Source organism: Aquitalea sp. ASV11 (assembly GCF_016429185.1).
GTDB lineage: Bacteria > Pseudomonadota > Gammaproteobacteria > Burkholderiales > Chromobacteriaceae > Aquitalea > Aquitalea pelogenes.
The window spans coordinates 1-24,416 of the sequence record NZ_JAELUD010000047.1; the positions used below are offsets into that span (position 1 = coordinate 1).

Annotated in this window: 21 protein-coding genes and 3 rRNA genes; 15 read left to right on the forward strand and 9 right to left on the reverse strand. The window is 59.5% G+C overall.

Features of this window, described 5'->3' with window-relative positions; genetic code table 11:
- The 3 genes from JHD62_RS14530 to rrf (JHD62_RS14540) all read left to right on the forward strand — a co-directional run.
- A 23S ribosomal RNA gene (locus tag JHD62_RS14530) occupies positions 1–102 on the forward strand; the annotation flags it as partial.
- A 147-nt stretch (positions 103–249) separates the two neighbouring features.
- Positions 250–364 (forward strand): 5S ribosomal RNA (gene rrf, locus JHD62_RS14535).
- A 97-nt stretch (positions 365–461) separates the two neighbouring features.
- Positions 462–576: ribosomal RNA gene (gene rrf, locus JHD62_RS14540) — 5S ribosomal RNA — on the forward strand.
- 77 nt (positions 577–653) lie between these two features.
- On the opposite strand, the gene JHD62_RS14545 is transcribed toward rrf (JHD62_RS14540), so the two are convergent.
- Both JHD62_RS14545 and JHD62_RS14550 read right to left on the reverse strand, forming a co-directional pair.
- Entirely contained in the window at positions 654–1,154 is a 501-nt protein-coding gene (locus JHD62_RS14545) for a DUF523 domain-containing protein (RefSeq protein WP_199103521.1), read from the reverse strand.
- Complete coding sequence (locus tag JHD62_RS14550; RefSeq protein ID WP_199103523.1) at positions 1,151–2,605, reverse strand: PLP-dependent aminotransferase family protein; 1,455 nt, start codon at positions 2,603–2,605, stop codon at positions 1,151–1,153. The genes JHD62_RS14545 and JHD62_RS14550 overlap by 4 nt, the downstream gene beginning before the upstream one ends.
- A gap of 103 nt (positions 2,606–2,708) precedes the next feature.
- Here JHD62_RS14550 and JHD62_RS14555 point away from each other — a divergent pair, with 103 nt between their 5' ends.
- From JHD62_RS14555 to JHD62_RS14565, 3 genes are all read left to right on the forward strand, one after another.
- Positions 2,709–3,098 carry a rhodanese-like domain-containing protein gene (locus JHD62_RS14555; protein WP_062786615.1) on the forward strand — a complete coding sequence of 130 codons (390 nt, stop codon included), beginning with the start codon at positions 2,709–2,711 and terminating at the stop codon, positions 3,096–3,098.
- Between the two features lie 8 nt (positions 3,099–3,106).
- Positions 3,107–3,871 carry a GNAT family N-acetyltransferase gene (locus tag JHD62_RS14560; protein ID WP_199103524.1) on the forward strand — a complete coding sequence of 255 codons (765 nt, stop codon included), beginning with the start codon at positions 3,107–3,109 and terminating at the stop codon, positions 3,869–3,871.
- An 81-nt stretch (positions 3,872–3,952) separates the two neighbouring features.
- Positions 3,953–5,392 carry a hypothetical protein gene (locus JHD62_RS14565; RefSeq protein WP_045846766.1) on the forward strand — a complete coding sequence of 480 codons (1,440 nt, stop codon included), beginning with the start codon at positions 3,953–3,955 and terminating at the stop codon, positions 5,390–5,392.
- Positions 5,393–5,456: 64 nt separating this feature from the next.
- Here the strand turns inward: JHD62_RS14565 and gabD are convergent, their stop codons facing one another.
- The 6 genes from gabD to JHD62_RS14595 form a co-directional block, all read right to left on the reverse strand.
- On the reverse strand, positions 5,457–6,917 hold the full coding sequence (gene gabD / locus JHD62_RS14570; RefSeq protein ID WP_255522958.1) for an NADP-dependent succinate-semialdehyde dehydrogenase: 1,461 nt from the start codon (positions 6,915–6,917) through the stop codon (positions 5,457–5,459).
- 89 nt (positions 6,918–7,006) lie between these two features.
- A complete protein-coding gene (gabT, locus tag JHD62_RS14575) occupies positions 7,007–8,272 on the reverse strand; it encodes a 4-aminobutyrate--2-oxoglutarate transaminase (RefSeq protein ID WP_045846768.1) in 1,266 nt (421 codons plus the stop codon).
- Between the two features lie 272 nt (positions 8,273–8,544).
- Positions 8,545–9,849 carry a TolC family outer membrane protein gene (locus tag JHD62_RS14580; RefSeq protein WP_199103526.1) on the reverse strand — a complete coding sequence of 435 codons (1,305 nt, stop codon included), beginning with the start codon at positions 9,847–9,849 and terminating at the stop codon, positions 8,545–8,547.
- Positions 9,846–12,908: an efflux RND transporter permease subunit gene (locus JHD62_RS14585; RefSeq protein WP_199103528.1), complete on the reverse strand. Its 3,063-nt coding sequence runs from the start codon at positions 12,906–12,908 to the stop codon at positions 9,846–9,848. The genes JHD62_RS14580 and JHD62_RS14585 overlap by 4 nt, the downstream gene beginning before the upstream one ends.
- On the reverse strand, positions 12,909–13,988 hold the full coding sequence (locus JHD62_RS14590; RefSeq protein WP_199103529.1) for an efflux RND transporter periplasmic adaptor subunit: 1,080 nt from the start codon (positions 13,986–13,988) through the stop codon (positions 12,909–12,911).
- Positions 13,989–14,002: 14 nt separating this feature from the next.
- Complete coding sequence (locus tag JHD62_RS14595; RefSeq protein ID WP_199103530.1) at positions 14,003–14,647, reverse strand: TetR/AcrR family transcriptional regulator; 645 nt, start codon at positions 14,645–14,647, stop codon at positions 14,003–14,005.
- Between the two features lie 164 nt (positions 14,648–14,811).
- Here JHD62_RS14595 and argB point away from each other — a divergent pair, with 164 nt between their 5' ends.
- Together argB and JHD62_RS14605 are read left to right on the forward strand one after the other, a co-directional pair.
- The gene (argB, locus tag JHD62_RS14600) at positions 14,812–15,684 is read left to right on the forward strand and encodes an acetylglutamate kinase (protein WP_231588865.1); all 873 of its coding nucleotides are present in this window, start codon (positions 14,812–14,814) and stop codon (positions 15,682–15,684) included.
- Between the two features lie 145 nt (positions 15,685–15,829).
- The gene (locus tag JHD62_RS14605; protein WP_045846774.1) at positions 15,830–16,264 is read left to right on the forward strand and encodes a CBS domain-containing protein; all 435 of its coding nucleotides are present in this window, start codon (positions 15,830–15,832) and stop codon (positions 16,262–16,264) included.
- A gap of 62 nt (positions 16,265–16,326) precedes the next feature.
- Here the strand turns inward: JHD62_RS14605 and JHD62_RS14610 are convergent, their stop codons facing one another.
- Entirely contained in the window at positions 16,327–17,100 is a 774-nt protein-coding gene (locus JHD62_RS14610; protein ID WP_199103532.1) for an IclR family transcriptional regulator, read from the reverse strand.
- Positions 17,101–17,290: 190 nt separating this feature from the next.
- Between JHD62_RS14610 and JHD62_RS14615 the strand changes: the two genes are divergently transcribed.
- The 7 genes from JHD62_RS14615 to ylqF all read left to right on the forward strand — a co-directional run bounded on the left by JHD62_RS14615 (position 17,291) and on the right by ylqF (position 24,372).
- Entirely contained in the window at positions 17,291–18,478 is a 1,188-nt protein-coding gene (locus JHD62_RS14615; RefSeq protein WP_062786581.1) for an acyl-CoA dehydrogenase, read from the forward strand.
- A gap of 180 nt (positions 18,479–18,658) precedes the next feature.
- Positions 18,659–19,849 carry a CaiB/BaiF CoA-transferase family protein gene (locus JHD62_RS14620; protein ID WP_199103534.1) on the forward strand — a complete coding sequence of 397 codons (1,191 nt, stop codon included), beginning with the start codon at positions 18,659–18,661 and terminating at the stop codon, positions 19,847–19,849.
- 105 nt (positions 19,850–19,954) lie between these two features.
- A complete protein-coding gene (locus tag JHD62_RS14625; protein ID WP_199103558.1) occupies positions 19,955–21,574 on the forward strand; it encodes an electron transfer flavoprotein-ubiquinone oxidoreductase in 1,620 nt (539 codons plus the stop codon).
- A 325-nt stretch (positions 21,575–21,899) separates the two neighbouring features.
- A complete protein-coding gene (locus JHD62_RS14630) occupies positions 21,900–22,514 on the forward strand; it encodes a hypothetical protein (protein ID WP_199103535.1) in 615 nt (204 codons plus the stop codon).
- 9 nt (positions 22,515–22,523) lie between these two features.
- A complete protein-coding gene (locus JHD62_RS14635) occupies positions 22,524–22,862 on the forward strand; it encodes a hypothetical protein (protein WP_199103537.1) in 339 nt (112 codons plus the stop codon).
- 352 nt (positions 22,863–23,214) lie between these two features.
- Positions 23,215–23,427, forward strand: coding sequence for a DUF3820 family protein (locus JHD62_RS14640; RefSeq protein WP_045846780.1), 213 nt, complete (start codon positions 23,215–23,217; stop codon positions 23,425–23,427).
- 3 nt (positions 23,428–23,430) lie between these two features.
- A complete protein-coding gene (gene ylqF, locus JHD62_RS14645) occupies positions 23,431–24,372 on the forward strand; it encodes a ribosome biogenesis GTPase YlqF (protein ID WP_131355981.1) in 942 nt (313 codons plus the stop codon).
- The last annotated feature ends 44 nt before the right edge of the window (positions 24,373–24,416 follow it).

Consider the following 24,416-nt stretch of genomic DNA (forward strand, 5'->3'; position numbering starts at 1 on the left):
CTCCTGAAGAGTCGTTCGAGACCAGGACGTTGATAGGTCGGGTGTGGAAGCGCTGTGAGGCGTTAAGCTAACCGATACTAATTGCTCGTGAGGCTTGATCCTATCATTTGAGTGGCTTGGGAAACCGAGACCGGATGGATAGTGAATGTGCGACGCGATCAAAGATCCAAGATAAAGATACCTAATTAATTCAGTGATTCAGACAGAGTCTGGATGACAAAGCTTCTTCAAGTTTGTTGACAGTTTATGTCTGGTAGCCATAGCGAGGTGGTCCCACGCCTTCCCATCCCGAACAGGACCGTGAAACGCCTTAGCGCCGATGATAGTGTGGCATTCGCCATGTGAAAGTAGGACACTGCCAGACTCCCCATTCGAAGCCCAGCTCATACGAGCTGGGCTTTAGATTTACCCGATGTCTTGCCGTCGAGTTTCTCCGGCAAGTGTTGGTTTACAGCTTGATGTTTGGTGGCCATAGCGAGGTGGTCCCACGCCTTCCCATCCCGAACAGGACCGTGAAACGCCTTAGCGCCGATGATAGTGTGGCATTCGCCATGTGAAAGTAGGACACCGCCAAACTCCCCATTCGCCAGCCAGCTGGCAGTAAAAAGCCCGGACATCATGTTCCGGGCTTTTTGCTTTTTGCTTATGCAAGATCATGTCTTTCGACCTGCAAGCTCCAGCAAGCTGATGATTTCTTCCTCATTGAATATCCGGATAGTGTGCTGACGTAGCAGGCTGCTGCTTACGCCTTCGCCAGGCTGTAGCTGACCTGTGAAGCTGCCGTCATAGATGTGCCGGTTGCCGCAAGACGGGCTATTGGCCTTGAGTAAGGCGAGTTGACAGCCATGCTGTTGCGCTAGCCTCAGGCTGTGCTCTGCGCCATTGGTAAAGGCAGTAGTGAGGTCCTGGCCGTCAGCAGTCACGACCTTTGCCTTGCCTTGCCATACGTCGGAGCCATCTCCGCCACTGATTTCTGCAGCCGGACGGGGAACGGGCAGGCCTCCGGCGCATTCCGGGCAGGTGGGAACCAGCCGGAAACGCTCGGCCAGTGCAGCCAGTTGGTCTGGTGCTTGTCCTTTTGCCTGACCATCGTAGCGGACAGCTTCGCCTAGCAGGCAGGCGCTGATCAGTAATGCGGGTTTGTTGGTGTTCACAATAAGGGTTCTACCAGTTGGGCCAGTCGCAGTGCCGACTGGCGAATGTCATTTTCCTCGACCCCGGCATAACCAAGGACCAGCCCGTTACGCTGTTGTGCACCCAGGAAATGGCGTGACAGCGGGCGCAGCCATAATTGCTCGTGCGCCGCTTGCTGACTGAGCTGCTGGTCATTGATCGTGGGAGGAAGACTTGCCACCAGGTGCATGCCGGCCTGGCCGGAGGAGAGGGCAATGGCATCTCCCACTGCCTGCTGTAATGTGCTGCGCAGCAATTGCTGGCGTATCCGGTACAGGTCGCGCATGCGGCGGATGTGACGGGCAAAATGCCCCTGCTCGATGAAGTCGGCCAGCGCAGCCTGCTGAGCATAGCACCCCTCACGATAAAGACGGGCGTAGGCTGAACGGAAGGCATCGACCAGCGCGGGTGGGATGACCAGATAAGCCAGCCGCATGGCAGGAAACATGACTTTGCTGAAGGTGCCGATGTAGATGACCCGTGCGCTGTCCGCCAGCCCCTGCAGCGAGGCGATAGGCTGGGCATCGTAACGGAATTCGCTGTCGTAGTCGTCTTCGATGATCCAGCTGTTATCGGCCTCTGCACGTTGCAGCAGCTCCAGGCGCCGGGCGAGCGACATGACAACGCCACTGGGATACTGGTGTGATGGCGTGATGTAAACCAGCCGCGGCCGGCTATCTGGCGGTGCGGCAGCGGGATTCAGCCCTTCACTGTCGACCGGCACCGGGATGATGTGCAAACCGGCTGCCTGCATGGCTGCGTGTGCTCCGGCGTAACCCGGATCTTCCATCCAGGCCTGGTCTGCCGGATCGGCAAGCAGTCGTGCGGTCAGCTCCAGCGCTTGCTGCGCACCTTGCACCACCAGAATCTGCTCAGGCTGGCAGTGCACCGAGCGTGATAGTTGCAAATAGGTGCATATGGCCTGGCGCAGGGCTGGCAGACCGCCTTCTTGCTGATAGTGCCACCAGTGCGACGGTGCCTGGCGGTTATGCTGATGCTGCAGTCGCTGCCAGACGGCATGCGGGAATTGGCGCAACTCCGGCAAGCCGGGAGCAAAGGCTCCGGTCAGGCCGGTGGGGAGCCGGTATTGCTCGGATAGTGCCTGCCCCCGTTGTGACAGGCCGGCATGCCCGCGTGCTATTGCCGTGGGTTGACCAAGACTGCTGAAGGCCGGGCTGACAAAGGTCCCGGCCCCTGGGCGGCTGTAAAGATAGCCTTCGGCCAGTAATTGATCGTAGGCTGCCAGCACGGTATTGCGACCGATCTGCAAGGCCTGCGCCAGCATGCGGCTGGCGGGCAAGGCGGTGTCCGCCACCAGCTGCTGCCGGGCAATGGCTTCGCGCAGCAGCTTGTACACCTGCTGTGACAGCGTTGATTGCCCTTGCCGCTGCAGCTGTCCTTGCAGATAGTCGATGATCCAGTCGGCATGCATGAATGAAGTGGTTCCTTCGCTGGTGCAAAGAGTGGTTCTTTTGAAGGAATCAATTTGCCCGTAATCTGCTGCTATTGCAAATGCAGCAAACAAGGAGAAGCCAATGACTCAGCTGGAGTTCTACCAGGCCAAGCTGGCCTATGAAATTGACGCTGCCGATGTCAAGGCGGCGCTGGAAGCGGGCGAAAAACTGATTCTGATTGATACGCGTGCTACAGCCGCGTTCGAGCGTGAAAGCATTCCCGGTGCTTTGTCCCTGCCACATCGAACCATGAATGCAGAAACCACGGCTGCATTACCTCGGGATGCACTGCTGGTGCCATTCTGTGATGGCATTGGTTGCAATGGCTCCACCAATGGCGCCATCAAGCTGTTGCAGCTGGGGTTCCGGGTGAAAGAGTTGCAAGGTGGTCTGGACTGGTGGAAGCGCGATGGTTTTGCCACAGCAGGTAGCCATGCGACTGCCGGGTCTGCCATTCAGTGTGCGTGTTAGGAGGCAGTATGTCTGAGGAATTCATTGCGCAACGCCTGGCGCAGGGTGAATTGAACCAGTATGGCCAGTTACATGGTGTGGCCTTGCCCGAGTGGCAGGCTTGCCCGGTGCCGCAGCCGGTGGTCATGCATGGGCAATATTGCCGTGTGGAGCCTTTGTCGGTGGGGCAGCATGCTGCAGGGCTGTATGCCGCCATGCAAGAAGATGGCGCGGAGGCGAACTGGACTTATCTTGGCTACGGCCCGTTTGCCAGCCTCACCGACTACACCGCCTGGTTGAGGGGAATGGAAGGTCTGAGCGATCCGCAGTTTTACACCATCATCGATGCCGTCAGCGGGCAGCCGGTGGGTCTGGCCAGCTATCTGCGCATCGATGCGGCCAACGGGGTGATTGAAGTCGGGCATCTTAACTATTCGCCCCTGTTGCAGCAGAAACCTGCTGCCACCGAGGCCATGTACCTGATGATGCGCCATGCTTTCGAACTGGGTTATCGCCGTTATGAATGGAAGTGCAATGCGCTGAACCTGCCATCGCGCCGTGCGGCAGAGCGGCTGGGCTTTCTGTTTGAAGGACTGTTCCGCCAGTCCATGGTGATCAAGGGGCGTAATCGGGATACCGCCTGGTATTCGATCCTGGATAGCGAATGGCCGGCGGTACGCCAGGCGCTGGAGCAATGGCTGGCACCGGAAAACTTTGATGCGGTCGGCCGGCAGCGACTGGCCTTGTCCCGGTTGATGTCCGACTGGCGTAACAGCGGCGTAACAGGCAACTAGGGCATTTCGCATTGCAGCGGTTTCGCCACATGGGGGTGGCGGGTACAATGGGATGTTTTTGCAGATTTTTTTGGTTGATCGATGACTCCGCATCCCCGTAATGCCCGTATCAAGGGTGAGCCGCAGCCGCCTAACCGTTTCATCTTTGGCGATGCCGTGGACGCGTCAGGCCTGGAGGCCACCGAATATCTGATCCACACCGCAGCCCCCGCCTTTGTTTGCCGCCTGGTTGGCAATGATTTTACCGAGTTTGCCGGTCGCGATACCGAAGCCTTCGCCAGCGACCTGCTGTTTGATCCGGTCGCCAACCAGAGTGTTTATGTCTGCAATCGCGGTTTGCGGCTGTTTGATTTTGTCTTCAGTGCCGAGGTGCCTACGGCGGCGCGCTTGCAGGCGATCTGTGATGAAGCCATGAGCACCTATCAGCGCCTGCATGAAGCCTATGCCGAGCGTGAGGTTGGCCCGCGCCCGCGTGAAATGCGCCAGGGGCCGACCGAGCCGCTGCCACCTGCTGAGCGTAGCCTTGCCATTCGCACCTTGCGTGACGCCGCCCGTGCTGCCGCCCTTGACCCCATGCATCGCGCCGGTTTTGCCGCCCAGGTGCAGCAGGCCTTGATGGGCGGTGACCAGGCCGTGTTCACCGAAGCCCAGCTTTCCTTGCTGGCGGAACCGGCAGCGCGTGCCTTGCTGGTGAACAGTGCGCGGGATGCCATTGCCTTTCCCGAAGTGGTGCGTGCAGACGGCTCAGTGGTGTCTTTCGAATTATGGGCACTGCCTTTTGCCTTCTCGCGTGCGCAGGGCGGGGTCTGGTGGCACTTTCCCTTGCTGGAGCGGCTGGAAACCCCGCTGGCGGATGCGCTGGATGTACCGGAAAAGGCCATCCTGTGGATATCTCCCACCCTGTTTACCGTCGACATGCTCAATGAGCGTGCTTGTCAGAACCTGATGCATCTGGCCAGCGTGATGGATGCCGGTTGTGACTTTGCTCCGCTGGACCCGGCCTCTTCACGTGCCACTTACGAGGCCGCGCGCAAGACGCAGGATCCGCAACTGGTGATTTCCTGGCTGCCCTTCCTGGTGGAGCGTGGTGCCTTGCCGATTGACCAGGCAAGACAGCTGTCACGCAAGGCACTGGATGCGGTGATGCCGCTGGTGCAGCAGGCCATTGGTGCCGAGATGGAATATGGCGAGGCCGAGCTGTTTGCCCCGCTGCCATGGTGGGAGGCCTTGTCCGCCGGTGTACGGGCCTGGAACCGCAAGCGCCTTGGCCTCACCGTGGCCTTGATTGCCAGTAAGGTGGGCGGCTTGCAGGAGCTGGAAGCCGTGGCGGAATACCAGCCGGAAATGCAGGGTTACGAAGTAGGGCTCAAGCTGCAGGGTAAGGATGAGCTGCTGGCACGTTCGCCCTGGCTGCTGGTGCCGGATGTGGCACCGGACAAGGATGCCAGCTGGAAAGACCTGTGTGACTGCCTGCGCGAGGCTGATATCCCGTTGTCGGAAACCATCGTCAAGCTGCATTGATCTGTGCTGTTGCCATAAGCAAAAAGCCCGCTAATGCGGGCTTTTTGCTTGGCGGGAGCCGGACTTATTTGTCCAGGCCACCCAGCAGTACGTATTTGATTTCCAGGTAGTCTTCAATACCGTACTTGCTGCCTTCGCGGCCGAGGCCGGATTGCTTCACGCCACCGAACGGTGCGGCTTCGTTGGACAGCAGGCCGCTGTTGACGGCAACCATGCCGTATTCCAGGCCTTCGGAGACGCGGAAGATACGACCCACGTCACGGGCGTAGAAGTAGCTGGCCAGGCCGAACTCGGTGTCGTTGGCCATCTGGATGGCTTCTTCTTCGGTCTTGAAGCGGAATACCGGAGCCAGCGGGCCGAAGGTTTCTTCCTTGGCGACCTTCATGGCCGGGGTCACATTGGTGATCACGGTCGGTTCGAAGAAGCTGTGGCCCAGCGCGTGGCGCTTGCCACCAGCGATCAGCTTGCCACCCTTGGCCAGGGCATCGGCAATGTGCTCCTCCACCTTGGCCACGGCGTTCTGGTCGATCATCGGGCCTTGGGTGATGCCTGCTTCCAGGCCATTGCCCACGTTCAGCTTGGCTACGGCAGCGGCAAACTTTTCGGCGAAGGCATCGTACACGCCGTCCTGTACCAGAATGCGGTTGGCGCAGACGCAGGTCTGACCGGCATTGCGGTACTTGGAAATCATGGCGCCTTCAACGGCGGCATCCAGATCGGCATCGTCAAACACGATGAACGGTGCGTTGCCGCCCAGTTCCATCGACACTTTCTTGACGGTGTCGGCACATTGGGCAATCAGCTTGCGACCCACTTCGGTGGAGCCGGTGAAAGAGAACTTCTTCACGGTGTCGCTACCGGTCAGTACGGCACCGATTTCGCTGGAGCTGCCGGTCAGTACCGAGAACACGCCAGCCGGAATGCCGGCACGTTCGGCCAGTACGGCAATGGCCAGGGCGGACAGCGGAGTCTGGCTGGCCGGACGTACCACCATCGGGCAGCCAGCGGCCAGCGCCGGGGCTGCCTTGCGGGTGATCATGGCATTGGGGAAGTTCCACGGCGTGATGGCGGCGGTAACGCCGATCGGCTCTTTGGTGACCAGAATGCGGCGGTCGGATGCCGGTGCCGGAATGGTGTCGCCATACAGGCGCTTGGCTTCTTCGCCATACCATTCGATATAGGAAGCGCCGTAAGCGATTTCGCCCTTGGCTTCGGCCAGCGGCTTGCCTTGTTCGCTGGTGAGGATGACCGCCAGGTCGTCCTGGTTGGCCATCATCAGTTCAAACCAGCGGCGCAGGATGACCGAGCGCTCTTTGGCAGATTTCTTTTTCCAGCTCTTGAAGGCTTCGGCGGCACCGGCTACGGCGCGCTCGGCTTCGGCCTTGCCCATTTTCGGTACGGTGGCAATCACTTCGCCGGTGGCCGGGTTGGTGACCGGAATGGTTTCGCCGTTGTCAGCATCCAGCCATTGGCCGTTGATGTAGCACTGCTGCTTGAGCAGGGAGGGGTCTTTCAGATTCAGCATGTGTCTCTCCAGAATGGGTGGAGGATGGTGTGTGTGCAGACGGCCAACCCCGTTGCCGGGATTGGCCGTCATCATCAGTCCGTGACGGATCAGGCCTTCAGGGCTGCTTCCAGCTTGGCCAGCGCTTCGGCGAATACTTCGTCTTCGATGGTCAGCGGGAACAGGAAGCGAACCACGTTGTAGTACACGCCGCAAGTCAGCAGGATCAGGCCGGATTCCAGCGCCTTGGTCTGTACCTTCTTGGTGAACTCGGCATCCGGCTCGTGAGTGCCCGGCTTGTTGAATTCAACAGCCACCATGGCGCCCAGGCCACGGATGTCGGCGATCTGCGGGATGTCCTTCTTCAGGCTGTGCAGTTTTTCCTTCAGCAGGTCGCCCAGCTTGTTGGAGCGTTCCAGCAGGTTTTCTTCCTGAATCACATCGATCACGGCATTGGCAGCAGCCAGGCCCAGCGGGCTACCAGCATAAGTACCACCCAGGCCGCCCGGTGCCGGTGCGTCCATCAGTTCGGCCTTGCCTACCAGGGCTGCCAGCGGGAAACCACCGGCCAGCGACTTGGCCATGGTGGTCAGGTCGGCGGCAACGTCGAAGTGTTCCATGGCAAACAGCTTGCCGGTACGGGCGAAGCCGGCTTGTACTTCGTCGGCAATCATCACGATGCCATTGTCGTCACACAGCTTGCGGATGGCACGTACCCATTCGGCCGGTGCGGAGTAGAAACCACCTTCGCCTTGTACCGGTTCGAAGATGATGGCGGCAACGCGCTTGGCTTCGATGTCGTACTTGAACAGTTTTTCGATGCTGGCCAGCGAGTCTTCAACCGAAACACCGTGCAGGGCGTTCGGGTAAGCGGCGTGGTAGATCTCGCCTACAAATGGGCCAAAACCGATTTTGTACGGGGCAACCTTGCCGGTCAGTGCCATGCCCAGCATGGTACGGCCGTGGAAGGCACCGCCAAATGCGATCACACCCGGGCGACCGGTGGCAGCGCGCGCCACCTTGATGGCGTTCTCGACTGCTTCAGCACCCGTGCTGAAGAAGGCTGCTTTCTTGGCGAAGTTGCCGGGGCTCAGCTTGTTCAGCTTTTCGGCCACGGTAACGTAGGATTCGTAAGGCACAACCTGATAGCAGGTGTGGCTGAACTTGTTCAGTTGTTCGGCTACGGCAGCCTGTACCTTGGCATGCAGATGGCCGGTATTCAGTACGCCGATACCACCAGCAAAGTCGATGTAACGATTGCCTTCAACATCCCATACTTCGGCGTTCTTGGCCTTGTCGGCAAAGAAAGTACACATTACGCCCACGCCGCGCGGGGTTGCATCGGCCTTGCGTTGCATCAGATCTTTGTTGCTCATTCCATCTCTCCTAAAGATTGGGGTGCCTGGTGGCATTGTCCTGAACATGAATGCTGGAGCACCTAGGGCATTTGGCGATGCTTTTATCAGTGTCAACCAGTTGGCTGGGCCAGATTCTGGCGTTTTCCAGAGTGGTTTGATTCTAATCAGGTGTTTAGCAAAAAGCTACACCTGCATCAAAAAGTTAAACACTTGTTGCAAGACGAGCACACCATGTGAAAAAGGGCTACTGCGCAAACAGTAGCCCTATTTGATCACAAATGGCAAGTTGTCTAATGTCGAATCGCCGCGTTGACTATCTGCAGCCGGCCTTCATCCAGGGTGCCTGCCACTTGCTCCAGTTGCAGGCGGGCAGTGAGGTAGTCGTACTTGGCGGTGGCCAGGCTGGTCATGGCATCGTAGTAAGACTGCTCGGCCTGCAGCACATCCAGATTGGTACGGATGCCGACTTCCTTGCCCAGCTTGGTTGAGTCCACCTTGCTTTTGGCCGAAACCAGCAGCTGTTGTTGCGCCCGTACCAGGGCGGCACCATTGGTCACGCCCAGCCAGCTCTTGCGTACATCCTCGCGCAACTGGCGGCGGGTGGATTCCAGCTTGTCACGGGCGGACTCCTCCTTGGCCAGCGCTTCGCGGATTTGCGAGTTGATGCCGCCACCGGCAAACAGCGGCAGGCTGACCGACACGCCGATGCTGCTGCCGCGGGTGACAGGCAGTGCGCCGTTCTGGTTGCTGCGGTTGTCGTTGTAACCGGCATTGAGTGCCACGACAGGTAACTGGTTGCCGCGCTTTTCGGTAACGGTCTGGCTGGCATATTGCAAGGCCTGTTCGGCTGCGCGCAGCGCCAGGCTGTTGTGCGTGGCCACTTCCAGCCAGCTTTGCAGATCGCCGGCAGGGGGAGGAGGGAGCTGCGCTTGCAGTGGCTGGATGGCGCGTGGGTCCAGTCCGGTGAGCCGGCGCAGGTTGTTCTGGCTGATTTCCTGCTGGTTGAGCGCCACGATTTCCCTGGCGCTGGCGGCATCAAAGCCGGCCTGGGCTTCGTGGGTGTCAATAATGGTGGCGGTTCCAAGATCGAAGGCGGCTTTTGCCTGCTGCAGCTGGGTCTGGTACGCCTTCTTGCTGGCACGGGTGGCGGTCAGGGTGTCTTCGGCCAGCAGCACGTCGAAGTAGGCGCGAGCAATCTCCACCATCAGTTGCTGTTCGGCAGCACCAAAGCTGGTATCTGCCTGCTGGCTGGCGATCTTTCCTTTCTGGTAAGCGCTGTATTTGCTGACATCAAACAGGGGCTGCGCCAGCTGGACGCCATAACCGGAGCTGTCGTAGCTGGCCAGCCCGGCCGGCTGGGTGGGGGTGGTGTGGCTGTAGCTGCCGGTGAGGGCCACTTGCGGCAGTAACTGGGCGCGGCCCTGTACGGCCAGTTCGCGCCCGGCAGTCAGGTCGGCGCGCGAGCCGGCGTAGTCGCTGTTGTAACTGCGGGCCGCCTGCCAGGCCTCGCTCAGGTCAAAGGCAAGGGTGGCGGGGCTGGCCAGCAGCAGGGCCAGCGCAGGCAGCAGCGGGGTGAAGCGGACAAGATGTTTCATGTTGTTCTCTTTTGCGGACGGTCCACCTTGAACCACTGGGCGTACAGGGCAGGCAGGAACAGCAGGGTCAGTACCGTGGCCACCAGCAGTCCGCCCATGATGGCCACCGCCATCGGCCCCCAGAAGGTGCTGCGGGTGAGTGGAATCATGGCCAGGATGGCCGCCAGTGCGGTAAGCATGATGGGGCGGAAGCGCCGGATCGTCGAGCCGATGATGGCTTCGTGACGGTCTATGCCTTCGCTGATGTCATGTTCGATCTGATCCACCAGGATCACCGAGTTACGCATGATCATGCCGGACAGGGCAATCACCCCCAGCATGGCGACAAAGCCGAACGGTGCCTGAAACAGGATAAGGGTGAGCGTGACGCCTATCATGCCTAGCGGTGCAGTCAGCAATACCATCAAGGTACGCTGGAAACTGTGCAACTGCAGCATCAAGAGGGTGAGCACCACCACGATCATGAACGGGGCGACTGCCGCAATGGCGGTTTGCGAATTGCTGCTGGATTCCAGCGAGCCACCCAGTTCGATGTGATAGCCCAATGGCAAGGTCTTCTCCAGCTGCTGCATTTGCGGCCACAACGCAGTGGAGACGTCATCGCCCTGCACACCGTCGGCGACATCAGCGTTGACCGTGATGGTGGGCAGACGGTTGCGCCGCCAGATGATGGATTCCTCCGGCTGATAGTCGATCTTGCCCAGTTGCGACACCGGCACAAAGCGACCGCTGGCGGTTTGTACCTGCAAATTGCCCAGTGCCGCCACATCGCTCTGCTCCTGCTTGTTCAGCCGCGCCACGATGCCGACGGTGCGGTTGCCGTCGCGGTAGTCGGTGACGGTGGCACCGGAAATCAGCATTTGCAGCTGCTGGGACAGCGACTGGCTGTTGATGCCCAGCAGGCGGATCTTGTCCTGATCCAGCGTGATGCGCAGCGCCTTCAGCTGTTCACCCCAGTTGATGTTGACATGACGGGTGGCCGGGTTGGCGCGCACCCGTTTTTCCACTTCGGCGGCAATGGCGCGGATCTTGTCGTGGTCCGGTCCCATCACGCGGAACTGCACCGGGTAGCCTACCGGCGGGCCGTTTTCCAGCCGGGTGACGCGGCCGCGTACCAGCGGGAAGTCGTGATCGAAAATCTGCTCGATACGGCTTTTCACCAGTTCACGCACATGTTCGTCACCGGTCATCACCATCAGCTGGGCGTAGTTCAGGTGCTGTTGCTGCTGATCAAGCGGCAGGTAGAAGCGCGGGCTGCCGCTGCCGACATAGCTGGTGACGCTGCGTACATTCTTGTCCTGGCGTATCAGCGCTTCCAGTTTTTTCACTTCGCCTTCGGTCGCCGCATAGCTGGCACCGCGTGGCAGCCACAGGTCCACCATCAGCTCGGGCCGGTTGGAGGAAGGGAAAAACTGCTGTGCCACCAACAGGCGGAAAGCCAGCAAGGACAGGATGAACACGCCCAGCGTGATGGCAATCACCGTCTTGCGGTAGTGCAGGCACCATTCCAGCACCGCGCGGAAGCGCAGATAGAACGGCTTGTGATAGACATCATGCTGCTGGTGATGCGTGGTTTTCTCCGACAGCAGCTTGTAGCCGAGGAAGGGGGTGAACACCACGGCGACAATCCAGGACAGGATGAGGGCGAGCCCCACCACCGCGAACAGGCTGAATACATATTCGCCGGCATCGGATTTGGCCAGCCCCACCGGCAGGAAGGTGGCGGCAGTAATCAGCGTGCCGGTCAGCATGGGGAAAGCGGTGCTGGTATAGGCATAGGTTGCGGCCTGGAATTTGTTCCAGCCCTGTTCCAGCTTCAGCGCCATCATTTCCACCGCGATGATGGCATCGTCTACCAGCAGGCCCAGCGCGATGATGAGCGAGCCCAGCGAGATGCGTTGCAAGTCCAGCTTGAAGAAGTACATGGCGAGAAAGGTCATGGCCAGTACCAGCGGAATGGACAGCGCCACCACCACACCGGTGCGCAGGCCCAGGCTGAAGAAGCTGACCGCCAGCACAATCAGCACGGCTTCAATCAGCGAACGCATGAATTCGCTGACCGCACCCTTCACCACCTTGGGCTGGTCGGAAACCGCATGAATCTCGATGCCCACCGGCAGCTTGGACTGAATCTGCTTGAGGGTGGCATCCAGGTGTTCGCCCAGTTGCAGGACATCACCGCCGCTTTTCATGGTGATGGCCAGCCCGAGTGCTGCCTGGCCATTGAAGCGCATACGGAAGCTGGGCGGGTCGACAAAGCCGCGATGAATCTGCGCGATGTCGCCCAGGCGCAGGTTCTTGCCATTGGCAATGATGGGCGTGTTGGCGACGGACTCCACCGTGCTGAAATTGCCGGTCGGGCGTACCCAGATGCGGTCGCTGGCAGTTTCATAGGTGCCGGCCGGCATCATGGCGTTTTGCTGTTGCAGGGCGCTCCAGATGGTGCTGGTATCCAGTCCCAGCGAGGCGAGCTTGCTGCTGGACAGGTCGATGTAGATGTTCTCGCTCTGCTCGCCGACCAGACTGACCTTGGCGACATCCGGCACCCGCAGGATTTCCTCCTTGGCCTGGTCTACGTAGCGACGCAGTTCTTCCGCCGTGAAGCCGTCACCGGTAAAGGCATAGATGTTGCCGAAGGTATCGCCGAATTCGTCATTGAAGAATGGCCCCTGGGTGGTGGCAGGCAGGTTGTGGCGTACATCGCCCAGCTTTTTGCGCACCTGATACCACAGTGACTGCACATTTTTTGCCGGGACGTCCTCGCGCAGGGTAATCAGCAGCAGGGATTCACCCGGCTTGCTGTAACTCTGCACGTACTTGATTTCCGGCATTTCCTGCAGTTTTTCTTCCAGCCGGTCGCTGATCTGCTGTTCAACCTCCACCGCCTTGGCGCCCGGCCAGTAGGTTTGCACCAGCATGGCCTTGAAGGTGAATTCGGGGTCTTCCTTCTGCCCCAGCTGGGTATAGGCCCACAGGCCTGACACCATCAGCATCACCATGAAGTACAGCACCAGCGCCTGATGACGCAGCGCCCATTCCGACAGATTGAGTTTTTTCATTTACAAGGCACCTTGCAGCAAGGTGACGCGCTGCTGGTCGTGCAGCAGGTGCACCCCGGCGCTGACCACTTTTTCACCCGGACGTACCCCGCCCCGCAGGGTGACGCTCTGACTGTCAATGCTTTGTACGCTGACTGCCCGACGGCTGACGAGCAAGGTCTTGTCATCCACCACCCACACATAATGCTTGCCCTGCTCGTCCAGCAAGGCTGTCAGCGGCAGGCGCAGGCTTTGGCTCTGGCTTGCGCCATTGCCGCTCAGGGTGACGGTAACGGTCTGGCCCAGTGTCAGTGCGCTGGCATGGGGCAGGCTGATGCGGGCGGCGTAGGTGCGGGTGGCCGGGTCTGCATCACCGGCCAGCTCACGCAAGCTGCCCTCGAACTGCTGTTTGCCCGCCCACAGGGTGACAACAAACTGTTTTTGCTGACGGAGCTGTTGCAAGGCGTTTTCCGGCACCTGAATGGCAGCTTCCCGCTCGCCATCGTGTGCCAGTCGTGCCACTGGCTGGCCGGCTGCCACTACCTGACCCGGCTCGGCCAGCATCTGGCTGACAATGCCGTCGGCGTCGGCAAGCAGCTGGGTATAACTGCCCTGATTGCGGCTGGCAGCCAGTTGGGCACGGGCTTCATCCCGTTTGGCACGAGCGGCGTTGACGCCATTTTGCTGGCTGTCCACCTGGGCCTGACTGATGAATTGCTTGGCCAGCAACTGTTGATAACGTTGCAGGTTCAACTGCTGCTGGGCCAGGTCGGATTCAGCTGCGGCCAGCTGGGCCTGTTTGGCGCTGATATCCAGGCTGGTGTCGCTGGGGTCGAGACGCGCCAGAACCTGGCCTTTTTTCACGTGTTCGCCGCTGTTCACCAGTTTGGCAACCATCTTGCCGCCAATGCGGAAGGCAAGGTCGGTTTCGGTACGGGCGCGAATCTGCCCGGCAAAGCTATCGCTTGGCGTGTTGCCAAGGGTGCCGGCCGTGGTGACGCGCACCGGGCGGATTTCTTCCACGCTGTTGTCGGGTTGTTGGCAAGCGCTCAGCAGCAGGGTGAGTGCAACAAGGCCGGCGAGTCGGAAGGGAATGGACATTGGTAGTGTTCCTGTCAGTTCTTTTTCAGGCCGTGCAGTACCAGATCGAGTGCATCCTTGAGGAAGCCGAGCGGGTCCTTGGTGGAGCCGATGCAGCAGCCGGGCAACTGGGCGAAGGAATGGTTGAAAATCATGGTGGTCAGCAGGGGAGACAGCAGCGCATCCACGGTATGTACCAGCGGTACCTGGCGAAATTCGCCGCTGGCGATGCCGCGCTCCAGTAGCTTGCTGAGCATCTGGTTGCTGGGAGCGATCACTTCTTCAAAGTAGAACTGTGCAAGTTCGGGGAAATTGGCCGCCTCGGCAATCATCAACTTGCACAGGCCGGCAGATGGTGCAGAGCCAACCTCCTGCCACCAGTGCTCTATCATGTGATGAAGCAGTTCGCTGCTACTGCCCTGGAAGTCGGCCGCTACCTGCGCCAGCTGCTGCAGATTGGCCACAATGGTGCCACGGGCGATGGCCTTGAAAATCTCTTCCTTGTTCTGAAAGTAAAGATAGGGCGTGCCCTTGGTGACACCTGCGGCGCGGGCAATGTCTTCCATTTTGGTGGCGCGAAAGCCTTTCTCGACAAACTGGATCAGTGCTGCGTCCAGAATTTCGGCCGGGCGGGCTTCCTTTTTTCTGCGCCAGCGTGCGATAGGGCAGTTTTCTGTCATGGATTTATCTGAATGCCTGTTCATTAATGCTGTGCAATGTAGTGCAAAGCAGTGGTCAATACAATTAATAAATCAGTGTTCAGTAGTTTGATTGATTAGAATGCAACACATTGTCGCCCATGGCCGGAGCGCTTCCGGCCTTCACCCTGCAGAAGGAGATCGTTGTGTCTGTAAATGCCGCTGAAAAAGCGTTGGTTCTCGCCGAGGCCCTGCCGTATATCCGCCGTTTTTCCGGCAAGACCATCGTGATCAAGTACGGTGGCAATGCCATGACCGACGACGCGCTCAAGGAAGGCTTTGCCAAGGACATCGTGTTGCTCAAGCTGGTGGGCATCAACCCGGTGGTGGTGCATGGCGGTGGCCCGCAAATCAACGAGCTGCTGGAGCGTGTCGGCAAGGAAGGCAAGTTCATCCAGGGTATGCGCGTGACCGACCAGGAAACCATGGACGTGGTGGAAATGGTGCTGGGCGGCCTGGTGAACAAGGAAATCGTGTCGCTGATCAACACCCATGGTGGCAAGGCTGTTGGCCTGACCGGCAAGGACGGCCACTTCATCCGTGCGGAAAAGATGTTCCTCAGCGATGAGAGCGATGAAAAGATCGACATCGGCCAGGTTGGTGAAATTTCCAGCATCGACCCGTCGCTGGTGTCCTTGCTGGATCGCCAGGATTTCATCCCGGTAGTGGCGCCTATCGGTGTGGGTGCCAATGGCGAAGCCTACAATATCAATGCCGATCTGGTGGCGGGCAAGCTGGCGGAAACCCTGAATGCCGAAAAGCTGATCCTGATGACCAATACCCCCGGCGTGCTGGACAAGGCAGGCAAGCTCCTGACCGGCTTGTCCGCCCAGCAAGTGGATGCCCTGTTTGCCGATGGCACCATCCACGGCGGCATGCTGCCCAAGATCAGCTCGGCACTGGATGCCGCCCGCAGCGGCGTGAACACCGTACACATCATTGACGGTCGCGTACCGCATGCACTGCTGCTGGAAATCATGACCGATGACGGCGTGGGCACCATGATTCGCGCCAGTTGAACCCCTGCATTGAATAGACCAGGCCGGGGGCGTCATGCCCGCCGGCCTTTTTCTTGCCCTGCCGCCAGCCATGTTGTTGATCAAACTTGTTCTATAGTATTGAAACAGCCTGTTTCAGGTTCTCTTGGCCGATGAGGAGGGTGCAATGCAGACAGTCAGACAGTTGCTGGAGCAAAAGTCCGGGCGGGTACTGGTTACCGTTACGCCGGAAAGTACCGTATTTCAGGCATTACAGGTGATGGCAGAACATGATATCGGCGCGGTGCTGGTGATGGAGGGCGGCGAAGTGGTCGGGATTTTCTCCGAACGGGACTATGCGCGTCGGATTGTGCTGCAGGGGCGTACTTCTGCTGGCACCCGCATCCGCGAGATCATGACCAGCAAGGTGGTGTATGTCACACCGGAACAGAATTCCGACCAATGCATGGCGCTGATGACCGAAAAGCACATCCGCCACCTGCCGGTGCTGGAAGGCAAAACGGTGCTGGGCATGCTGTCGATTGGCGATCTGGTTCACGCCACCATCAAGGAGCAGGAGCAGGTCATCAACCAGCTGGTGCATTACATCCAGAGCGCCTGAATTCCGCCCTGCCCGCAAAAAAAGCCGCCTGTTGGCGGCTTTTTGCTATCTCGTGTAACGCCTCAGGCCACAGGCACGATGCGCTGGCGCAAGGCAATCAGCGCTGGTGCCACTTGCTGTTGCATCACTTCGGCGCTGAAGGCAAAGGCCGGGCCACTGGCGTTCAGGCTCATCGGAGGCTGGCCGGGAGTGGGCGAGGGCAGGTGTACGCCAACAGCCATCACGTCCGGCTCGTATTCCCCGAATGATGCCGAGTAGCCACAGCGCTGGTATTCCTCAATCGCCTGTTGCAGCCGTTGCTGCAACTCTGGCCAGCGTTCGCCATAGCGTGTGGCCAGCTCGCCATCCAGTTGCTGGCGCACATTCACCGGCAGCCCGGCATAAAAAGCCCGGCCGATGGCGGTGGTGGCAATCGGCACGCGCGAGCCCACGGTCAGTTGCACGCTGACGCGCGACTGGCTGCGGTAGGTTTCCAGATAAACCATGTCGGTGCCGTCGCGCATGGCCAGGCTGATGGAAACATTGTTCTCCAGCGCAAACTCCCGCATCAGCGGCCCGGCCACCTGGCGGATGTCGTAACTGGCCAGCACTACCGAACCCAGTGCCAGCAAGGCCACGCCCAGCCGGTAAAAGCCGCTGTGTTCGTCCTGGGACAGATAGCCCAGCGTGGTCAGGGTGTAGGTCAGCCGCGATACCGTGGACTTGGGCAAGCCGGTGCGTTTGGCAATTTCCAGATTGGACAGTGCCGACTCGCCCGGCCGGAACGCGGCCATCACCTGCAGGCCACGCGCCAGCGCGGTAACGAACAGTCGGTCCTTGTCATCTTCTTCCTGCATTGCATTCCTCGATTCTGTATGGATGGCCCGGATTTTCCTTCCGGGCTGTCTGGCGCGAGCGGCAAGGATAGCCTGCTTGCGACGCCGGTAAAAGAAAACGCTTTACAGCCGATTTTGGAGTTGCTAGTCTATTCTGCAATGTAAAACGCAATTCCGCAATGCGGAACAAGCTAATCAAGGAGAACTCTCGATGGCCGCATCCAACAGCCGCGCACCCTTTGCCTGGGAAGACCCCTTCCTGCTGGCCGACCAGCTGACCGAAGAAGAGCGCCTGGTCCAGCAGACTGCCGAAGCCTACTGTCAGGACCGCCTGCTGCCGCGCGTGCTGACGGCCAACCGTGAAGAACGCTTCGACCGCGAAATCATGAGCGAGATGGGCGAACTGGGCCTGCTGGGCTGCACCATCGACGGCTACGGCTGTGCCGGCCTCAGCCACGTGGCCTACGGCCTGGTGGCGCGTGAAGTGGAACGCGTCGACTCCGGCTACCGCTCGGCCATGAGCGTGCAGTCCAGCCTGGTGATGCACCCGATCTGGGCCTACGGCTCGGAAGCACAGAAAGACAAATACCTGCCCAAGCTGGCCACCGGCGAATGGGTAGGCTGTTTTGGCCTGACCGAACCGGATGCCGGTTCCGACCCGGCCGGCATGAAAACCCGCGCCCGCAAGGTCGATGGCGGCTATGTGCTGTCCGGCAGCAAGATGTGGATCACCAACAGCCCGGTGGCCGATGTGTTCGTGGTATGGGCCAAGGATGACGAAGGCGAAATCCGCGGCTTTGTGCTGGAAAAGGGCATGAAAGGCCTGTCCGCACCGAAGATTCACGGCAAGTTCAGCCTGCGCGCTTCCATTACCGGTGAAATCGTCATGGACGAAGTGCTGGTGCCGGAAGATGCCATCCTGCCGGGCGTGAAAGGACTGAAAGGCCCGTTCGGCTGCCTGAACAAGGCCCGTTACGGCATTGCCTGGGGTGCCATGGGTGCCGCCGAGTTCTGCTGGCACGCTGCACGCCAGTACACGCTGGACCGCAAGCAGTTTGGCCGCCCGCTGGCTGCTACCCAGCTGATCCAGCTGAAACTGGCCAATATGCAGACCGAAATCGCCCTGGGCTTGCAGGCTGCCATCCGTGTGGGCCGCTTGCTGGACGAAGGCAAGGCCGCGCCGGAAATGATTTCGCTGATCAAGCGCAACAACTGCGGCAAGTCGCTGGACATCGCCCGCATCGCCCGCGACATGCACGGCGGTAATGGTATTGCCGACGAATTCCACGTCATCCGTCACGTGATGAACCTGGAAGCCGTCAACACTTATGAAGGCACGCACGATGTGCATGCCCTGATTCTGGGCCGCGCCCAGACCGGTATTCAGGCATTTGCCTGATAGCACAGCGGGGGTGTGGCTCCACCTGCCCCCGTTGTTGGTTCCTGTCTGTCCTTGCGAGGCCCGGTGCTTACCGGGCCCTTTTTTTGGTGAACACTGTCATGTGGCTGCTTAAGCGGCGGCATCACACTGTCCATCCGGCCGCCAGACGGCCACTAACGAATCAATCAGGAGAACACCATGGCGGGCGCACTTGCAGGCATCAAGGTTCTGGATCTTTCCCGGGTACTGGCCGGGCCGTGGGCAGGCCAGTTGCTGGCCGATCTGGGTGCCGAAGTGCTCAAGGTGGAGCGTCCCGGTGCCGGTGACGATACCCGACAATGGGCACCGCCCAGTTTGCCTGATGGCACGGCGGCCTACTTTCTGTGTGCCAACCGCGGCAAGCGCTCGGTAACTGTCGATATCACCAAGCCGGAAGGGCAGGAAATTGTCCGTGCGCTGGCACGCGATGCCGACGTGGTGATTGAAAACTACAAGGTGGGCGGGCTGAAAAAATACGGGCTGGACTACGACAGCCTCAGCCAGCTCAATCCGCGGCTGGTGTATTGCTCCATCACCGGCTTCGGTCAGGATGGCCCTTATGCCGAGCTGCCCGGCTACGACTATATCGTGCAGGGCATGTCCGGCCTGATGAGCATCACCGGCCCCGCCAATGGCGAACCGCACAAGGTGGGCGTGGCGGTCACCGACCTGTTCACCGGCATCTATGCCAGCAATGCCATTCTGGCGGCCATCATTGCGCGCCAGAGCAGTGGCAAGGGCCAGTACATTGACATGGCCTTGTTTGATTGCGCGCTGGCGTCCTTGGCCAATATCAATATGAACTGGCTGATTGGCCAGCAAGTGCCGCCACGGCTGGGCAATGCCCACGCCAACATCGTGCCGTATCAGGTGTTTGCCTGCGCCGATGGCCATTTCATTCTGGCTTGCGGCAACGACAAGCAATTCCGTGCGGTATGCCAGGTCATCGGCCTGCCGGCACTGGCTGATGACGAACGCTTTGCCAGCAATCCGCAACGGGTGAAGCATCGCGACAGCGTGGTACCCTTGCTGGCCGAAGCCTTCATGGGCAATACCCGCGAACAATGGCTGAAACGGCTGGATGAGGCTGGAGTGCCCTGTGGCCCGATCAACACAGTGGACGAGGCCTTCCGCGATCCGCAGATTCGCCATCGCGGCATGGAAATACACATGCAGGACAGTGTGGGGCAAAATGTGCCCCTGGTAGGGTGTCCGATCAAACTTTCCGGTACGCCGGTCGAGTACAATCAGGCCCCTCCCAAACTGGGTGAACATACCGACGACGTACTGCGCGCGCTGGGCTACGACGCTGCCACGATTGCCACACTGCGTGAGCAAGGCACCGTTTAAACGCTTGTTTGATTTTGACGAGCGTGGCTGCTTCATTGCATGATGACTGCCAGCTAATAAGGACAGCCCTCCGGGCGCAAAGGAGATGTGGTGCAACGCGATTATATGGAATACGACGTGGTGATCGTCGGCGGCGGCCCTGCCGGGCTGTCTGCCGCGATTCGCCTGAAGCAAGTGGCCGAACAGAACGGCCAGGAAATCAGTGTCTGTCTGCTGGAAAAAGGCTCGGAAATCGGCGCACATATCCTGTCCGGTGCCGTGATCGAAACCGGGGCGCTTTCCGAGCTGATCCCGGACTGGAAAGAGAAAGGTGCACCGCTGAATACCCCGGCGCTGTCCGACCGTTTCCTCTACCTGACGGAAACCGAGTCCATCCAGCTGCCGACCCCGCCGCAGATGCACAATCACGGCAACTACATTGTCAGCCTCGGTAATTTCTGCCGCTGGCTGGGCGAGCAGGCCGAAGCCCTGGGTGTGGAAATCTACCCCGGTTTTGCCGCCGCAGAAGTGCTCTATCATGCCGACGGCTCGGTCAAGGGCGTGGCCACCGGTGCCATGGGCACCGGCAAGAACGGCGACCAGCCGGGCGAACCCGGCATGGAGCTGTGGGCAAAACAGACCATTTTTGCCGAAGGCTGTCGCGGCTCGCTCACCAAGATGCTGTTCGAGCGCTTTGGCCTGCGTGACGGTGCCGACCCGCAAACCTACGGCATCGGCATCAAGGAATTGTGGGAAGTCAAACCGGAAAACCACAAGCCCGGCACCATCACCCATACCGTGGGCTGGCCGGTGGATACCGCAACTTACGGCGGCTCCTTCATGTACCACCTGGAAGACAACCAGGTGGTGGTGGGCTATGTGGTGGGGCTGGATTACACCAACCCCTACCTGTCGCCGTTCGAGGAATTCCAGCGCTTCAAGACCCACCCGGCCATCAAGGGGGTGTTCGAGGGTGGCCGTCGCCTGAGCTATGGCGCGCGCGCCCTGTCCGAAGGCGGCATCCAGAGTCTGCCCAAGCTCACCTTCCCCGGTGGCTTGCTGGTAGGCGATACCGCCGGCTTCCTCAATGTGCCCAAGATCAAGGGCACGCACACCGCGATGAAGTCCGCCATCCTGGCGGCCGATGCCGTGTTTGCCTTGCTGCAGGCCAATCCGGAAGCCCAGGGGCTGGAAGCAAGCGCTTACTCGGCCAGCTTCAAGCAAAGCTGGCTGCACGAAGAACTGCACCAGGTGCGCAATATCCGCCCGTCCTTCCGCTGGGGCCTGTGGCCGGCCATGATCTACTCGGCCATCGACACCTTCCTGTTCCGTGGCAAGGCCCCGTGGACGCTGCGTCATAAACATGCCGACCACGAAGCCCTGCGCCCGGCCAGCGAATGCACGCGCATTGACTATCCCAAGCCGGATGGGGTGCTGACCTTCGACCGCCTGTCCTCGGTGTTCATTTCCAATACCAATCACAGCGAAGATCAGCCCGCGCATCTGAAGCTGAAAGATGCCAGCGTGCCGATCAGCTTCAATCTGGCCAAGTATGATGCACCCGAACAGCGCTACTGCCCGGCCGGCGTGTATGAAATTGTCGGTCAGGAAGAGGGCAGCCCGCGCCTGCAAATCAATGCGCAGAACTGCGTGCATTGCAAAACCTGTGATATCAAGGACCCCAGCCAGAACATCAACTGGTGCACCCCGGAAGGTGGTGGCGGTCCCAACTATCCCAATATGTAAGCAGCGCGCAGTATTGCTGTTGCAAAAACCCGGCCTTGGCCGGGTTTTTTTGTGCAATGCAACGATTTCTTGCATTCTGCCTTGACAGCCCACTGCCCTTGTTGGCAGGATGGTCGACATGATTACTTTTTCCGCAGTCTTTAACGCCTATTTTTATTGGTACCGCACATCACGGCGGCTCCAAGGGGCGTCTCTGCAGCAGTAAAAAGTAACAGAGAACGAACAAACCCGAACAATGCCGCCGCGGTCAATCCGGCGGCATTTGTTATTTCCAGACAAAGCAGGCGCCGGACCCACCCAGGCAAGCAGACTGGAGATCCAGGTCATGAATGAAGTCAGTGATGCAAGGCAAATCGCCCGAGAAAGCGCCAATCTGGTGCTGGACGGCGCCGTATGGTCCGTAACCCTGTTGACCGATGGTGAGGCGCTGGCCAACACCATCGCCCCGCAGACGGACAGCCTGTATCACACCTTGCAGCACCACGATCAGACTTCCGCCACCCCGGTACTGGAATCCCTGCTGCCGGACATCCGCGCCCTGGCCATGTTGCTGTCTTCGCTGCGCAGCAAAAGCACTCGTTCGCCCAGTCGCTTCGCCGACGAAGCCGACTGGCTGGCTGCCCGTATTGCCGTCCTCGCCTTGAGTCATGTTGCGGTTACGCTGCCGGAGCTGAGCCTGCTGGACGAAGCCAACCGCCGCCTGCGGATGCTGTCTGATCAGCTGCACATGACCCTGCCCACGGCTGCACCGGTTTTGTTGACTGCTCCCCAGCGTAATCGGGGCATGTTGCAGGGCTGGAGCCGCCAGCGCATGAGCGGCATGGTTGGTGTGGCGCATGGCATGCAATCCTTGTTCATGGCATCGCGCCTGGCCGCCCAGCAATGCCGCGACCGCTTGCAGCCGCTGTGGCAGCGCCTGCAGGCCCCGGCCAGCAACTGAAAGACAAGCATGGATTTATTCACTCGCGACGATGAGCGCCGGCTGAACAATCTCACCTTGCTGGTTTATATCTTGCAAGGCATCAGTCTGTTTACCGGTCTGCCCATGGTGGTGGCGGTGATCATAAATTATCTCAAGCGCGATGATTGTCAGGGAACGCTGTACGAAAGCCATTTCGATTGGCAAATCAGCACTTTCTGGTTCTGTTTGCTGGGCACAATTGTCGGCTATGCACTGGTATGGATATTTGTTGGTCTGGCCATTTGGGGACTGACCTGGCTGTGGGGGCTGTACCGGGTATTGCGCGGCATTCTGGCCTTGAATGACGGCAAGGCACTGCCGCACTGAGCAAAAAAAGAAGGGCAACCAGAGCGGGCTGCCCAAAGAGGCCTTGAGCGCGAAAGCAGGCTACCCCTGCTGCCATGTGCCAGCATGCATGGGCACGCTGCCTGCGCTAAAGAACCTACGTCGCTATCACTGAACTGACTTCGCATTGCGGTCGCAATCGGAACCGACCAGACCCCGGTAACGAATGGCCATCATGCTATCCCGTCCACGCCCGTTTTCGACAGAAAAATGACAACGGCACTTGTCGCAGGTCAAATCCGGCAACTCGACAATAAAAGTCCGACAAAACAAGGCTGTGGCGTAAAATGGCAGCCTTTGGCACAATGCGCCTCCTTCAGTCCGGTCTGAAAGCATGCAACAAGAAGATCTGCAGCGTCTGGTTACCACCGCAATGCCCTTTGGCAAACACCAGGGTGTACTGATTTGTGATTTGCCCGGCAATTACCTCAACTGGTTTGCCCGCGAGGGTTTTCCCAAGAGTGAGATCGGACGTCTGCTGCAATTGATGCAGGAGATAGACCACAATGGACTGAGTTATTTACTGGACCCGTTAAGAAAGCGTTAAAGCATGGCAATTCAATGGTTTCCCGGCCACATGAACAAGGCGCGCAAAGATGTGATGGAGCGCCTGAAAGAAATCGATGTGGTCATCGAAATGCTGGATGCGCGCTTGCCGGCGTCCAGCGCCAATCCGATGCTGGCGCGCATGGCCAAGGGCAAGCCGCGCCTGATGATCCTCAACAAGCAAGACCTGGCCGACCCCGCCATCACCAGCCAGTGGCTGGAATGGTATCGCGCCAAAAAGCAGACCCAGGCCATTGGCCTGGATGCCGGCGAGCGCGCGCCGTCACAAAAGCTGGTGGCAGCCTGTCGCGAACTGGCACCCAACCGTGGCGGGCTGGACAAGCCGCTGCGTGTACTGATTTGCGGTATTCCCAATGTCGGCAAGTCCACGCTGATCAACAGCATGAGCAGCCGCAAGATAGCCAAGACCGGCAATATGCCTGGCGTCACCAAGAACGAGCAGCGCATTATCCTGGCCGATGACGTCGAGCTGTACGACACCCCCGGCATGCTGTGGCCCAAGATCGAAGTGGAAGAAGGTGGCTACAATCTGGCCGCCAGTGGTGCCGTTGGCCGCAATGCCATGGACGAGGAAGAAGTGTCGCTGGAGCTGCTCAAATACCTGCTGCAACACTATGTCCCTGAACTGACCGCCCGCTACAAGCTGGATGATGTGGATGGCCTGCAGGACTGGCAGGTGCTGGAAATGATAGGCCGCAAGCGTGGTGCCATGCTGGGCGGCGGTCGCGTCAATATCCAGAAAGCGGCTGAAATCGTGCTCACCGATTTTCGCGATGGCAATACCGGTCGCATCACGCTGGAACGTCCGCAAGAATGGGTGGTGTGGGAAAAACGCGCCAAGGAACTGGCAGCCCAGAAGGCTGCCGCCCGCGAGGCCATGCTCAGCGAAAAGGAAAAGCGCAAGCACGCATCGCGCAACAGCTGATTTCTGCTACAGGCTCAAACCCCTACGGCTTGAGCCTGCTCATC